Source organism: uncultured Tenacibaculum sp. (genome assembly GCF_947498805.1).
GTDB lineage: Bacteria > Bacteroidota > Bacteroidia > Flavobacteriales > Flavobacteriaceae > Polaribacter.
Window position 1 is genome coordinate 41,279 of sequence record NZ_CANMLT010000003.1, and the last position, 15,441, is coordinate 56,719.

Annotated in this window: 14 protein-coding genes; 5 read left to right on the top strand and 9 right to left on the bottom strand. The window is 32.5% G+C overall.

The genetic code is table 11. The features are described from left to right. The first annotated feature begins 69 nt into the window (after positions 1-69). The 4 genes from Q0873_RS05880 to Q0873_RS05900 all read left to right on the top strand — a co-directional run bounded on the left by Q0873_RS05880 (position 70) and on the right by Q0873_RS05900 (position 3,081). Positions 70-546 (top strand): nuclear transport factor 2 family protein, encoded by a 477-nt coding sequence (locus Q0873_RS05880; protein WP_299105042.1) that lies wholly within the window; start codon positions 70-72, stop codon positions 544-546. Between the two features lie 3 nt (positions 547-549). After that, positions 550-1,473: a hypothetical protein gene (locus Q0873_RS05885; RefSeq protein ID WP_299105045.1), complete on the top strand. Its 924-nt coding sequence runs from the start codon at positions 550-552 to the stop codon at positions 1,471-1,473. 15 nt (positions 1,474-1,488) lie between these two features. Further along, on the top strand, positions 1,489-2,055 hold the full coding sequence (locus Q0873_RS05890) for a sigma-70 family RNA polymerase sigma factor (protein WP_299105934.1): 567 nt from the start codon (positions 1,489-1,491) through the stop codon (positions 2,053-2,055). A 384-nt stretch (positions 2,056-2,439) separates the two neighbouring features. Continuing rightward, a complete protein-coding gene (locus Q0873_RS05900) occupies positions 2,440-3,081 on the top strand; it encodes an O-methyltransferase (RefSeq protein WP_299105049.1) in 642 nt (213 codons plus the stop codon). Positions 3,082-3,112: 31 nt separating this feature from the next. On the opposite strand, the gene Q0873_RS05905 is transcribed toward Q0873_RS05900, so the two are convergent. Beyond that, positions 3,113-4,231 carry a histidine decarboxylase gene (locus Q0873_RS05905; RefSeq protein ID WP_299105050.1) on the bottom strand — a complete coding sequence of 373 codons (1,119 nt, stop codon included), beginning with the start codon at positions 4,229-4,231 and terminating at the stop codon, positions 3,113-3,115. A gap of 157 nt (positions 4,232-4,388) precedes the next feature. On the opposite strand from Q0873_RS05905, the gene Q0873_RS05910 reads away from it, so the two are divergent. Then, the gene (locus Q0873_RS05910; RefSeq protein ID WP_299105051.1) at positions 4,389-4,850 is read left to right on the top strand and encodes an Lrp/AsnC family transcriptional regulator; all 462 of its coding nucleotides are present in this window, start codon (positions 4,389-4,391) and stop codon (positions 4,848-4,850) included. Between the two features lie 16 nt (positions 4,851-4,866). On the opposite strand, the gene Q0873_RS05915 is transcribed toward Q0873_RS05910, so the two are convergent. The 8 genes from Q0873_RS05915 to Q0873_RS05950 form a co-directional block, all read right to left on the bottom strand. Next, positions 4,867-5,148 (bottom strand): twin-arginine translocase TatA/TatE family subunit, encoded by a 282-nt coding sequence (locus Q0873_RS05915; protein ID WP_299105052.1) that lies wholly within the window; start codon positions 5,146-5,148, stop codon positions 4,867-4,869. 97 nt (positions 5,149-5,245) lie between these two features. After that, positions 5,246-5,539, bottom strand: coding sequence for a F0F1 ATP synthase subunit epsilon (locus Q0873_RS05920; protein WP_299105054.1), 294 nt, complete (start codon positions 5,537-5,539; stop codon positions 5,246-5,248). Between the two features lie 12 nt (positions 5,540-5,551). After that, positions 5,552-7,063 (bottom strand): F0F1 ATP synthase subunit beta, encoded by a 1,512-nt coding sequence (atpD, locus tag Q0873_RS05925; protein WP_299105057.1) that lies wholly within the window; start codon positions 7,061-7,063, stop codon positions 5,552-5,554. A gap of 178 nt (positions 7,064-7,241) precedes the next feature. After that, positions 7,242-8,606 (bottom strand): OmpA family protein, encoded by a 1,365-nt coding sequence (locus Q0873_RS05930; RefSeq protein WP_299105059.1) that lies wholly within the window; start codon positions 8,604-8,606, stop codon positions 7,242-7,244. 120 nt (positions 8,607-8,726) lie between these two features. Continuing rightward, complete coding sequence (kbl, locus tag Q0873_RS05935; RefSeq protein ID WP_299105060.1) at positions 8,727-9,920, bottom strand: glycine C-acetyltransferase; 1,194 nt, start codon at positions 9,918-9,920, stop codon at positions 8,727-8,729. Between the two features lie 47 nt (positions 9,921-9,967). Further along, the gene (locus Q0873_RS05940) at positions 9,968-13,105 is read right to left on the bottom strand and encodes a UvrD-helicase domain-containing protein (RefSeq protein ID WP_299105062.1); all 3,138 of its coding nucleotides are present in this window, start codon (positions 13,103-13,105) and stop codon (positions 9,968-9,970) included. A 50-nt stretch (positions 13,106-13,155) separates the two neighbouring features. Continuing rightward, on the bottom strand, positions 13,156-14,316 hold the full coding sequence (locus Q0873_RS05945) for a metal ABC transporter permease (RefSeq protein WP_299105064.1): 1,161 nt from the start codon (positions 14,314-14,316) through the stop codon (positions 13,156-13,158). After that, the gene (locus tag Q0873_RS05950; RefSeq protein WP_299105935.1) at positions 14,309-15,433 is read right to left on the bottom strand and encodes a metal ABC transporter permease; all 1,125 of its coding nucleotides are present in this window, start codon (positions 15,431-15,433) and stop codon (positions 14,309-14,311) included. The genes Q0873_RS05945 and Q0873_RS05950 overlap by 8 nt, the downstream gene beginning before the upstream one ends. Between the last annotated feature and the right edge of the window lie 8 nt (positions 15,434-15,441).

Sequence of the window (15,441 nt, forward strand, 5' to 3'; positions counted from 1 at the left end):
ATCTTTGTTTGATAAATTTTTTAAACGTTTGGTTTTAAATAGTTTTACCACCCAACTAATCATTACATTATGCAAAAAATCATTACTTTTTTAATTGTTGTTGTTTTTACTAGCATTATAAATGCACAAAGTAACAAAGAACAAGAAGCCACTATTAAGCAAACAATTAACACTTTTTTTGATGGACTTCATAAGGGAGATAGCGCAATTGTAAACTCAACTCTTCATAAAAACTTAAAAGTTCAAACAACCTTTACCAATAAAAAAGGGGAGAAACACTTAAAAACAGAAACTAAAGAACAGTTATTAATAAATATTGCTAGCAAAAAACCCGAAAACACCTATTTAGAAAAGCTTTTATCTTGGAATATACATATTGATGGCAACCTAGCTTCAGTATGGACTCCTTATGAGTTTTACTTTAATGGAAATTTTAGTCATTGTGGTGCAAACTCTTTTCAACTATTTAATAACAATGGAAAATGGGAAATTATCTATCTAGTGGACATGAGAAGAAGAGGAAGTTGTAAAGCAGTTAAAAAATAGAATATGAAGAAAGTCTTCTTTTTTATTTTCATTATTTCAGCGCAATTAAATTTTGCTCAAAAACCACAGCTTTTCTTACCAGAATTATTCAGTGGCTTACCGAATGTTAGAGATTTCTCAATGAATAAGGCTCAAGATGAATTTTATTTTACGGTTGAAAGTTACTTGAAAGAATACTCATTTATTGCCTATTCTAAGAAAGTTAATGGTATTTGGCAATCTCCTAAGACAGTTTCTTTTTCAGGACAATATAAAGACCTAGAACCTTTCTTATCTCCTGATGGATTGAAGCTATTCTTTGCTTCCAATAGAAAAGATAATGTATCTACAGAAACGAAGACTGATATGGATATATGGTATGTAACTAGAAAATCAATATCTAGCGAATGGTCAGAACCAATTAATGTTGGAAGTAATGTTAATACCTCTGCTAATGAATTTTACCCATCTGTAACGAATAACGGAGATTTGTTTTTTACAGCTGAATATGAGAACTCTTTAGGTAAGGAAGATATTTATGTAAGCCGGTTTGTAAATGGAAAGTACACTAAGCCGTCTCCTTTGAGCTCAGGTGTAAACTCTGAAAAATATGAATTCAATGCTTTTGTAGCTCCTGATGAAAGTTTTATTATTTTTACTTCCTATGGAAGAGAAGATGATATGGGAAGAGGTGATTTATACATTAGTAAAAAAGGGGAAAACAACCAATGGAAAAAAGCGAAACACCTTTCAAAAATTAACACTAAAAGGTTAGATTACTGTCCGTTTGTTGATTTGAATACTCAAACACTTTATTTCACTTCTAATCCAAGTGAGATTAGCAAATCATTAAAACATAAAATGACATTTAAAAAAATTGTTGATTATATTAATAATACCCCTAATGGTTTAAGTAGAATTTATACATACCCTTTCAGTAAAAAATAATGTATATTTGGCGTGATGAACCAAAATGAAAATTCCTTAGACCCCAATAAGTGGATTGACACTTATGCTGATTACCTTTTTAACTACGCTGTAGTTAGAGTTAACAGTAGTGACATAGCTAAAGATTTAGTGCAAGAAACATTTTTTGCGGGGTTAAAATCTGCAAAAAACTTTGAAGGTAAGTCTACTGAAAGAACATGGCTAGTTTCAATTTTAAAAAGAAAAATTATTGATTACTACCGTAAGATTAATTCTAAAAAAGGTCAGGCTGAAGTAAGAATGAATTTCTATGACAATGGTGATAGTGAAGGAAATTGGATTGAAGAAAGAGTTCCACAATCATGGAAAAATGAAGCTGAAAAGACAATTGAAAACAATGAGCTAAAAAGTCAGTTAGAAGATTGTATCGAAGCTTTACCTCAGAAATATGGTATGGTTTTTAGAATGAAAACAATACAAGAATTTGAAACTGAGGAAATTTGTAAGGAACTAGATATTACCCCGTCAAATTTATGGGTCATAATCCATAGAGCTAGAACCCAACTAAGAAATTGTATGGAAAAGAACTGGTTTAATAAGTAAAAAAACAATGTTTAGAAAATTTTTAATTACGTGTGATGAAGCAACCACCATCTGTGACAAAAGTCAATATGGTGAGGCTACATTTTTAGAAAAAATAAAACTAAACTTTCATCTATTAGTTTGCAAGGTATGTTCAATGTACACGAAACAAAATAGAACTATGTCTAAACTATTTAAGATGAAAGCTTCAGATTGCCAACAAGAAACTCAATGTCTTTCTAATTCAGATAAAGAAGCATTGAAAGAACAGTTAAAGCAATTTAAAATGTAAAACTTTTTTCGGTTTTAGTTTAAAAACCGTTTTTTGATTTTTTGTTAGATTGAAACGGGATTTACATTTCAGTAAATTCCGTTTTTTTATACTTTTGTTTTAAAATTTAATTTATGCATTTTCTACCAGAAGATATTGACCATTATGTTGTAAGTCATTCTCAACAAGAGCCTACAATCTTAAAAGAATTAAGTAGAGAGACTTGGCAAAAAGTATTGAATCCTCGCATGCTTAGTGGTGCTTTTCAAGGTCGTGTTTTATCTATGATTTCTAAGCTTGTTAATCCTAAGAACATTTTGGAAATAGGAACTTATACAGGGTACTCTGCTCTTTGTTTAGCTGAAGGAATGCAGGAAGATGGTATTTTACATACAATTGATAAAAACGAAGAACTTGAAGAACTTCAATATAAATACTTTCAAAAATCAGTTCACAAAGACCAAGTTATTCAGCATGTTGGAAATGCTTTAGAAATTATACCAACAATTGAAACCAAGTTTGATCTGGTTTTTATTGATGCAGATAAATCTAACTACGTAAACTACTTTAACCTTATCATTGGTAAGATGAACAAAGGAGGCATTATTTTATCGGATAATGTTTTATGGAGTGGTAAGGTAGTTGAAGAGCTTGACCCTAAAGATATAGACACTAAAGTATTGTTAGAGTATAATACATTACTTAATCAAGATCCTCGCTTAGAAACCGTTTTATTACCTATTAGAGATGGTTTAACTATAAGTAGAGTAAAGTAACACATATTAAATATGTGTTACTTTCTTTAATTTAAAGAACAGCTTCAAGCTTGCTACCTACTAATTCTTCTTCATACTCATTGATAAAAACATCTATTTCTTCTTTTTCGATGCCCGGTACACAAATAATATGTGCTATTTTTCCTTCCGACGCCAATTGATACTTTTCACACAAAGCAACTGAAGGTTTGTCAAACACAACAGTTAAGGCTTCATTGTTTCTCCAAGCATATACTCCAATTTCTTTTAATCTATTTTCGGTATAAGCAGCAACTTCTTGAGATTTTCTTGCTCTTTCAATAAGTCCTTTTTTTCCGTGTTTTTTTATAAATGACCATAAAAATAATGGTGTTAATCCGTTTCTAGATCCTGTAATTGTAGTATCTAAAGTACCTACATAGGATACAGAATTCACAATACGATTTCTATGTTTACGTTTTGTTAATACGATTCCGCAGGGTATTGGACCACCAATAAACTTATGTCCAGAAATAGAAATACTATCAACTCCTTCTGAAAAATCGAACTTTGGTTTTGGATCTACAAATGGTGCTATACAACCTAAAAATGCTGCATCACAATGAATATAGTAATCCTTTATAGCATACTTCTCTATAATCTCCTTAATATGATCAATATTATCTACAGCCTCTGTCATTGTTGTTCCAATATTTAGAAAAAATATTGCTGGCTTATCTCTATGCAATGTTAACAAGCTTTCTAAGTCATTATAATCCATCTCCCCATTGGACCTACTTCTTACAACGATACTCCTTAAACCAAGTAAGTGTAAATTCTTCTTTACGCTATAATGGGTTGCTTCACTATAATAAACTATAGGATCATTAAAGCTTTCTCTTGCTAAATAAAGACCATATAAATTCCCTTCTGTTCCTCCATTAGTCACATAGCCCCAAACATCCTCTATACTTGATTCTAACGTATCTGCAAAAAACGAAATAACTTCTTTCTCAATATCTTTTGTATCTATAGATAATGTAGAAGGTGATTCTGGATCACCTACATTATTTATACACAAATTTAAAAAAGGAGCAAATTCACTATAATCAAAATCCTTCGCTAAAGGATACCCTAAAAATCTATTTGAATTTTCATTAATTCTATGAAATATTTGATCTATTCTTTCCATCTACTTAATCGTTAAAGTTCATGTACAAAGCTACATAAACAAAATATTATACTGCTTTAAAGCTGTTAATTAAGTAAACAAAACTTATATTTATACTTATAAAAGAAAATATTACTTTTAACAAAACTAAAAATAACCGTCAAAAGAAAAATATACTATGCAAACGTTAGATTCGATAGATCATATACTCATAAAGGAATTGCAAAAGGATTGTAAACAATCTATAAAACAGTTAGCTAATAAGGTGAGTCTTTCTATAACTCCAACACATGAAAGAATAAAGAAAATAGAATCGTCAGGGATTATTAAAAAATATGTTGGTCTTGTAGACTCAAGTATTGTTGGTAAGAATCTAATTGTTTATTGCCAAGTTACTCTTGTGAAGCATCAAGAGAAATACTTTAAACAATTTGAAAAATACGTTGCTGAAATTGATGAAATAATGGAAGTATCTTACATAGCAGGAGACTATGATTTTTTATTAAAAATCTTACTAAGAGATATGGTGGAATATCAAGAGTTTGTAGTGAAAAAAATATCTCAACTAGATATTATTTCAAATCTTAAAAGTTCTTTTATAATAAAACAGGTTAAAAGTACTACTGAGATTAGTTTATAATAATAAATAAGAGATACTACATATTTCTCTTTATAGGCCCTGTAAAGTCATCTATATTATCCTTTACCTCATTTACCTCTTTATTAATGTCTCTCACAAAATCCGTATCTATACCATGGTTATTAGCACTATCGTTTATCTCCTTTTTAATGTCATTAGTTGCATCTTTAATTTGACGCATCCCTTTTCCTAAACCTCGTGCTATTTCAGGTATTTTATTAGCACCAAACAACATTACTACAATTAGTAATATCACAAAAATTTCTGGACCGCTAATAAATAAAAATGTTGTTTTCATTGCTACAAAGATAACTAATTCATTTCACTAAAAACATTCATATACAAAAAAGCCAAACAATATTGTTTGGCTTTTTAAGTATATTCTAAACTGATAATTAATCAGCTAAAATGATTGCTTTGTTATCTTTCATTTCAACCGTACCAGATTTAATATCTAAGGTTAAAACTTTATCATCATCTGCTTGCTTTGAGAAGTGACCACTTAAATCATCAAACTCTAAATGCTCACTCGTATGTGTATGAATCTTTATAGTTCCTTTTCCTAAGATTGAAACAATTGGTGCGTGATTATTCAACATTTGAAAATCACCGTTTATTCCTGGAACTACAACAGAATCTACTTCTGATGAAAATAAAATTGCCTCTGGCGTTACTATTTCTAAAAACATAGTTTATAGTTTTTAAGCTTCAGCTAACATTTTCTCTCCAGCATCAATTGCATCTTGAATTGATCCTCTTAAGTTAAATGCTGCTTCAGGGTATTTATCTAACTCACCATCCATAATCATGTTGAATCCTTTGATAGTATCTTTAATATCTACTAATACTCCCGGAATTCCTGTAAATTGCTCTGCTACGTGGAATGGCTGAGATAAGAAACGTTGTACACGACGTGCACGGTGAACTACTAATTTATCTTCCTCAGATAATTCTTCCATACCTAAGATGGCAATAATATCTTGTAATTCTTTATAACGTTGTAATAACTCTTTTACTCTTTGCGCTGTATTATAGTGCTCATCTCCTAAAATTTCTGGAGTTAAAATTCTAGATGTAGAATCTAATGGATCTACCGCTGGGTAAATACCTAACTCGGCAATCTTACGAGATAATACTGTAGTTGCATCTAAGTGAGCAAACGTTGTTGCCGGTGCAGGGTCAGTTAAATCATCCGCAGGTACGTAAACCGCTTGTACAGATGTAATAGATCCCTTCTTAGTTGAAGTAATACGTTCCTGCATTGCCCCCATTTCAGTTGCTAATGTCGGTTGGTATCCTACTGCTGATGGCATACGACCTAATAAAGCTGATACCTCAGATCCTGCTTGTGTAAAACGGAAGATATTATCAACGAAGAATAATACATCTTTTCCTTGTGCTTCACCAGCTCCATCACGGAAATACTCAGCAATTGTTAAACCAGATAATGCAACACGAGCACGTGCTCCAGGTGGCTCATTCATCTGACCGAATACGAAAGTTGCTTTAGAATCTCTCATTCCAGCTTTATCAACTTTAGATAAATCCCATCCACCTTCTTCCATCGAGTGCATAAAGTCATCACCATACTTAATAATTCCAGATTCTAACATCTCACGTAATAAATCATTTCCTTCACGAGTTCTTTCTCCTACTCCTGCGAAAACAGATAAACCACCGTGTCCTTTTGCGATGTTATTAATTAACTCCTGAATTAATACAGTCTTTCCTACTCCTGCTCCTCCAAATAATCCAATCTTACCTCCTTTTGCGTAAGGCTCAATTAAGTCAATTACTTTAATTCCAGTAAATAATACCTCAGTAGAAGTAGATAACTCTTCAAATTTAGGCGCTTGACGGTGAATAGGAAGACCAGCTTCACCAGTTTTAGGTAAATCTCCTAAACCATCAATAGCTTCACCAGTTACGTTGAATAAACGTCCATAAATATCATTACCGATTGGCATTTGAATTGGGTTACCAGTAGCAATTACTTCCTTCCCTCTTTGTAGTCCGTCAGTTGCGTCCATCGAGATAGTACGTACTGTATCTTCACCAATGTGCTGTTGTACTTCTAATACTAAAGTAGAACCATCAGCTTTTTTAATTTCTAATGAATCATAAATTTTTGGCAATTCAGTATTTTCCGTATTAAACTCAACATCGATTACTGGACCAATAATTTGAGAAACTTTACCTGTTATTGTAGACATTACTATATGTAATTAAAGTTATTTATTTTGTTGTGTGAGCCTTAGCTCCTTTTTTCAAGGTGCAAAGGTAATTTTTTTGATTGAAACTAAAAAAAGTTTACAAGAATTTTTATATAAATAAAGCACAAAAAAAAGCCTCGAATAAATCGAGGCTTCATTTTTATCGTTGTGAATCAAATTATTTTACTAATTTAATCTCTACACGTCTGTTTTGAGCTCTACCAGCTCTAGTTTTGTTATCAGCGATTGGGTAATCTTCACCAAATCCAGCTGAAGTTAAACGGTTACCAGGGATTCCAGCTTTAGCAACTAAGTAATCTAAAACAGCCTTAGCTCTTCTTTCTGATAATCTCTTGTTAGTAGCAGCACGACCTTGGCTATCTGTGTGTCCTTGAATGCTAAAGTTAGCTTTAGGATACTCTTTCATGATAGCAGCAATTAAGTCTAATTTACCAGTTACTCCTGGTCTGAAAGAAGATCTTCCAGAGTTAAAGTAAATAGCTCTTGCGAAATCGTTTAATTTCTTTTCTGCTTCCTTAGTAATGATTACTTCTGGACATCCGTTGTTAGAAGCAACACCAGCTTCTTTAGGACACTTATCATCCTTATCTAAAACACCGTCACCATCAGTATCTGGCCAAGGACATCCTCCGTTAGCAGCAGGACCAGCTTGGTTAGGACACTTATCTTGGTTATCAGCAACACCGTCACCATCAGCATCTGGACATCCGTTCATTGCCTTAGTTCCAGCTTCGTTTGGACAAGCATCATCTTTATCAGCGATTCCATCTCCATCAGCATCTGGACATCCGTTTAAAGCAGCTAAACCAGCAACTTCTGGACAAGCGTCATCAGAATCTTTGATTCCATCTCCGTCTGTATCAGGACAACCGTTGAATTCTTTTAAACCAGCAACTTCTGGACAAGCATCTTCCTTGTCATAGATTCCGTCACCGTCAGTATCTTTTCCTCCGAATTTAAATACTAAACCAAGAGAGTGTTGGAAGTGATCTTGAACTTTATCAGCAAATTCCTTCTTTCCTCCAGTTTGGAAGTTTAAACCTAAGTTGTCATTAAACCATAAGTTAAATCCAACTCCAGCTCCTACCATTCCTTCACCTTCGCTAGCGTAGTTTACATATCCACCACCTAAGTATGCATATGGATCAAACCATGCAGTATCACCAAATAAGTTATTTAAGTCATACTTAACGTTTGCATCGATAGCCCAGTAAAGCTCATCAACATCATTCTTAGCAGAGAAAGTTTTAATTTTGTTGATAGATCCAGCTAATTGTAAAGAAAAACCATCATTTAAGTATCTCTCTACTGTAATTCTAGAAACTGAAGGTAATAGGTTATCTCCCCATTCTCCTGTTCCGATATAATCTTTAGCATAATCTGCAAAGTCTGAAGGTATTCTAAAGTCAACAACGTTAACCCCGAAACCAACTGCCCAAGGATTATCTGAATCCTGTGCGCTTACGTTTGCAACAGTAGCAAACGTGAATAAAGCCATCACAGCTAATTTTAATTGTTTCATTATTAAAAATTTAAATTAAAAGTTCGTTTATATATAACGCAAATGTAAGTTGTTAAAACTTATTTACAAAAACAAATCTACAAAAACTTACCAGAAATGCAAGTTTTTATACAAAGTTCTTTAAATTACATTAAGCTCTTTTCCAACCTTAACAAATGCCTCAATTGCCTTGTCTAAATGCTCTTTTTCATGTGCTGCAGAAAGCTGAACCCTAATACGTGCTTGCTCTTTTGGTACCACAGGATAAAAGAATCCAATAACATAAATCCCTTCTTCTAATAATTTATTAGCCATTACTTGAGACAGCTTTGCATCGTATAACATTACTGGCACAATTGCAGCATCTGCCCCCACTAAATCAAAACCTGCTTTTTCCATTTCAGAACGGAAGTAATTGGTATTCCATTCTAATTTATCTCTTAATGAAGTATCATTTGATAATAAATCAAAAACTTTCAATGAAGCCCCAACAATTGCAGGTGCTAAAGAATTTGAAAATAAATACGGACGTGAACGCTGACGTAAAACCTCTATAATTTCTTTCTTACCAGTAGTATAACCTCCCATGGCTCCACCTAAGGCTTTCCCCAAGGTTCCAGTAATAATATCAATACGCCCCATAACACGTTTTAATTCTAATGTTCCGCGTCCTGTTTCACCAATAAATCCAGCTGCATGACATTCATCAATCATTACCATAGCATCATACTTATCTGCCAAATCACATATTTTATCTAATTCAGCAACAATACCATCCATAGAGAAAACACCATCAGTTACAATAATTTTAAAACGATGGTTATTTTTATTCGCTTCTATTAATTGCTCCTCTAATGCCTGCATATCATTATTTGCATAACGGTATCTTGACGCTTTACACAAACGTACTCCATCAATAATTGAAGCATGGTTTAAACTATCTGAAATAATAGCATCTTCTTTTGTTAATAAAGGTTCAAAGACTCCCCCATTTGCATCAAAAGCTGCAGCATATAATATAGTATCTTCAGTTTGATAAAATTCAGCAATTTTTGCTTCTAATTGTTTATGAATATCTTGAGTTCCACAAATAAATCGAACTGATGACATTCCAAACCCATGTGTATCCATAGTATCTTTTGCCGCTTGAATTACTTCTGGATGATTTGACAACCCCAAATAATTATTAGCGCAAAAATTAATAACCTCTTCTCCTGTAGATATTTTTATAACTGCATCTTGAGACGAAGTAATTATTCTTTCCGTTTTATACAATCCTGCATCTTTGATTTCTTGAATCTCTTTTTGAAGATGCTCTTTTATTGATCCGTACATAGTTGTTTGTTTTGATGTGGTAAAATTACAAGTTTCAATTCTTCTTTTTAAACTTCTTCTATTAAAATTTCTTCATTTATGTAAACCAGTATTTTTTTATCAACAAAAAGATTCATTGATTTAAGTACTTGTTCATATTTTAATAATTGTTGATGATACTTTTTATGTGGTTTTCCAGTTTTATAATCTATAATTACAACTTTGTTATTAGGTCTAAAAACTAGCCTATCTGGAATCACAATTTGCCCATCGACATCAACAATTTCTCTTTCATTAATTATTCTATTATTTATCGTATAGTATTCTTTTAATTGTGGGTGATTTGCAATTTCAACTAACACCTTATTTATAGTGTCTTTTTCTAAAGAAGTTAACACCCCTTGTTTATAATACAAAGACACTACATTCGGAACATCTTCAAAAAACTTAACTTTAGCCATCATTTCATGAATTAAATTACCATATTCTATTGCTTCTCCTTGCTCTGTATTCCAGAGTTTTGAAGCACTTGCCAACATTTGAATATGATGTGATTTCCACGAAGTAGAAATAAATGATTCTTGGAGAATAGTATTGGACTTTATTTCTTCCTGAATACTTTTTCTGTTTACCTCTCCAAAAGAATATTCTAGAACATCATCAGTCCATTCTCCAATTCCTTTCAAATAATTTATAAAAACACCAGAATAAAAATTAGTATTCTCTACTCCTTTCGACGACAGTTTTTTCTCTGTAATAATATGCAACTGTTCTACCGCTCTTGTTAGTGCAACATAAAGTAAATTAAAATTATCAAGTTCCAACTCCTCTCTTTGATGTTGATATATAGAAGCTCCGGTATCGCTTATATAATTTAATTCTTTGGCAAAAGGTACTAGTAACTCATCAAAATTATGAAATGTTTCTTTCGGTAAATCGTTTAACCAAACTTTCGGATTTACTTGTCGATATACATCTAAATCATATGGGAAAATCACAACAGGAAACTCTAGCCCTTTCGATTTATGAATAGTCATTATTTGCACAGCACTTTTACTCTCTGGAGCTACAATACTTAATAGGTGCTTCTTTTCTTCCCAAAACTCTAAAAAATCTGGAATACTAGTTCCTTTTCTTTGCTGTTCTAAAACAACATCTAAAAAAAACTGTACATAGGCGTCTGAAGATTCTACCAATTGAAAACTCCTAATAACCTCTTCTATCTTCTCATAAAATGGAAACTGATGGAAAGTTGCTAAATTAAAAGAAACTCCATAGCGTTCTAAAGCTATAAAAAGCTCTTCATTATTTAAGGATATGTTATTAGATATAAATGCATGTTTATCTTCTTGAACATTAATACTGTCATACAGGTAATACAAAATCTCTAATAATGTTTCTTTATCATTTTGATATTGAATTACACGAAGTAAATTCACAATAAAATTAACCTTAGCACTATTCTGCAATAACAACGTCTCAGACGACACTATTGAAATTCCGTTTTCAGCTAGATAATTTGCTATCTCAACCCCATCTTTTCTTTTACGGGTAAGCACACAAATTTCATTTAAAGAAAATGATTCTTTTAACTTATTAATAGTAGCTAAAACTTGCTTTGGATATTTTATTTTCTCCGCTTCCTTATCTTCTTCTTTTTCTAAAAAATTCAGAGTTACACAACCTCCCTTTTTAGCATTCTCTAACTGTTTATTTCCTTCAACAAAAAGCTCTTTATAATATTCATTTTGAAGAAATTTAGAAGTATGTTGAAAAAATTGATTATTAAAATTTACTACCTCAGAATAACTCCTAAAGTTTCGTTGTAACTCTAGCACTTCTTTATCTGTCTGAAATGGATTCTCTGAATTCTCACTTTCAGACCCCAAGTTAATAAACTGCTCCGCTTTTCCTCCTCTCCATCTATAAATAGCTTGTTTACCATCTCCTACCAATAACAAATTACTGTTTTCTTGGGCCAAAGCATTGTCTATTAACGGGATTAGATTTTTCCACTGTAACACCGAAGTATCTTGCATTTCATCAATAAAATAATGCATAAATCGTTGTCCTATTCGTTCATAGATAAAAGGCGCTGGCTGGTCTTTAATATTATCAGAAATTAACTGATTAAATTCCGCATTTAACCGCAAATTATTCTCTTCCTTTATATGAGTAAGTTCAGCATTTATATTATTCAAGACTGCTAGCGGAATGATACTTTTTAAGGCTAGTTTGTTTAATAAGAACTGCTGATACAATTGTTCAGATTCCGTATACAATCGAAGTAGTTCTGGTAAAATTCCTTCAATCGCCGTTTTAACGTCTTCTGATTTTGATTTAGCATAAAAGGTATTTTCTTCAATACGCTCCCTTAATTTACTTTCATCAAAAAACTTTGCCGACTCTGGTTTCTTTTGAAGTGCAACAAAATGATTTGGCAGCATAGATCTATAAAAATCATTATGTGCTAAACTCATATTTGCAATAGCTTGCAAACCTTCTTCACCAATCTCCTGTAATCGAGACACTATATTCTTTTGATGCTTGCTCAATTTTTCTTGTAATGAAGTAAAATCTTCTATCCCTTTATCTGATAGTTTTCTAAAGTGTTTTACATCATCTTCATTTAATAAAATTTTAGAAAACTCATTCAACTCACGAGAAATATCCCAGGACTTGTCATCATCTGTTTTACTTAGAGAAAACTTTATTAATAGCTTTGTTAATTCTTTATCGGTCCCAATTTTAGAAATAAGCACATCCACAGCTTCATTTAATAAAGAAACTGCATCCATCTCTACTTCAAAGTTTAAAGACAACCCTAAATCATACGCAAAGTTTTTAATTATCTTGTGTGTGAAACTATCAATCGTAGTTATTGAAAAAGCGGCGTAATTTTGAAGTATCGCATTCGTTATCTTTTTACTTCTCTCCTGAACAATAATTCTATCTACAGAAGTTTCTTCTAAAATAACCTCTAACAAATCATTCGTTTCTCCTTCAGAAAAAACCTGCAAATTATGCAACACACGTTCTTTCATTTCTCCGGCAGCTTTGTTGGTAAAAGTAATTGCTAGTATTTTTTGAAAACGATACATATCTTCAGATTCCAATAAAATCTTCAAATATTCTTTTACCAATGTAAAAGTTTTACCACTTCCTGCGGATGCATTATATACTTGAAAAGTTGACGGTTGTTGCACGCTCTTTTAAATTACCAATAGTACGAATTTACACAAAGTTATACTGTTTTTTACCCTCTAAACAAAAAGAAATCTTCTTTCATTGTCTCAATTCCAGTATCATCATTGGTAATGATATAGTTTATAGCTTTTTCTGTAAACAGCTTTCCTTTATTCGTAAGTGATATTATATTGTTATCGATCACTATCATATTATTAGTCTTCGCCAATTCTACAATTGACTTAGCCTTTACTTTATGCCAATTAATATGTTCATTTAAATGATTGATATGCCTTTCATTTTCCTCACTATGATTGTTTAGATGTAATAGAAAGGTTAATAATTGTACTTCTTTTTGTTGTTGTTTGTTTCTATATAACACGGAAATCAACCCTCTATTTGGAGCAAAAAGATAAACTATTAGAAACACCAACCCTAGCATAGTGGTCATAGAACCAGAGATTGAAGCATCTAAGAAGTGAGCTAACCAATACCCTGCAATAGCAGAAAACACTCCAAAAACTACCGATAACGTCAACATCTTCTTTAAGTCATTTGTCAATAAGTATGCTGTGGCCGCTGGCGCAATCATCAATGCTACCACCAAGATAGCTCCAACCGCATCAAACGCTCCAACTGTAGTTATAGACGCCACCCCCATTAATCCGTAATGAATAACTGCTGGTGAAAAACCTAAAGCAGTAGCCAATCCTGCATCAAAAGTACTTACTTTAAGTTCCTTGAAAAACGCCACCAACAACAAGAGTATTATTAGCAAAATTGTTCCAATAACCCATAACGATTTAGGCCCAAGATCTATTCCATTTATCATAAATCTATCAAACGGAGCAAATGCCAATTCTCCTAGTAATACCGCATCTACATCTAAATGAACATCATTTGCATTTTTCGCTATTAAAATTACCCCAATACTAAACAAAGCAGGAAACACTAAGCCTATCGCCGTATCTTCCTTTACTAATCTAGTTTTTTGAATATATTCTACTAGGACTACTGTCAAAATTCCAGACAAAGCCCCCATTACAATTAACAATGGTGAATTTAAATCATGCGTTATAAAAAAGCCTATTACCAACCCTGGTAAAATTGAATGACTAATTGCATCACTAATTAATGCCATTTTACGTAGCACTAAAAAAGTTCCTGGAATAGCACATGCAATAGCTACTAAACTTGCTATTAATTGTATTTCTATTTGTGCACTACTCATCGTTTACTTCTTTTGAATATAGGTTCTGAGCAAACTTATAACCCTCTTCGGTCATTGCCCAATTATTACCGGTTATTATAATATAATGCTTATCTGCAAGTTTGTTTAAAGTCCCCCTAGTATATCCTTGAAAATTATTTAAAATCTTAATTGTATGTGGGTGAGATTTATTTTCATGTGTTTTTACAATTTCAAACATAAAAGCCAATGTTTTATGCAATTTTAAATCGCGTCTGTTTTTAATTAATCGAATCTGACGAAACAATAAACCCCTCGAAGGTGAAAAAATAAAGGAAACAATTACAAACACAGCTGCCACCAGCACAATTACAGGACCAGTAGACAAGTTAGACTGACTTGCACTTATACCAGTACCGACCACCCCTGCTAAAGCGCCAAATATAGCCGCAAGAATAACCATTGTACTCAAACTGTTTGTCCATTGTCTTGCTGCTGCCGCTGGGGCAAGTAACATAGCACTCATCAGTACTACTCCAACTGTTTGTAAACCCAACACTATAGCCAATACAATAAAGCTTGTTATTAATACATCTATAGTTTTGATATTAAACCCCAGTGTTTTTGCATAATCCGCATCAAACAATAATAATTTAAATTCTTTCCAAAAAAGCATCAATACAACTAGGCATATACCTACGACCAATGCCATAAACCAAACATCTTTTTCTAATAAGGTAGCTGCTTGCCCAAATAAGAACTTATCCAATCCTGATTGATTTGCGTTAGGTTGTTTCTGAATAAATGTTAACAGTAGCATTCCAAACCCAAAAAACAACGACAAAATTAATCCTAACGCCGTATCTGTTTTTAGATGCGTATTTTTTACAATTCCTCTAATCCAAAAAGCTCCAATAAGTCCACTTACTAAAGCTCCTATTAATAGCACATTCGTATCCTTTGTTCCAGTAAGTAAAAAAGCTATAGCAATTCCTGGTAATGCAGCATGAGAAATTGCATCTCCTAATAAACTTTGTTTTCTCAACACGGCAAAACTCCCGAGCATACCACAAATAGCCCCTAAAATTGCAGTACCTATAGTTATGGTTCGGAGCGTGTAATCTGAAAAAACAAGTTCTATGTATTCCTTAAAATCTATAATTAGTA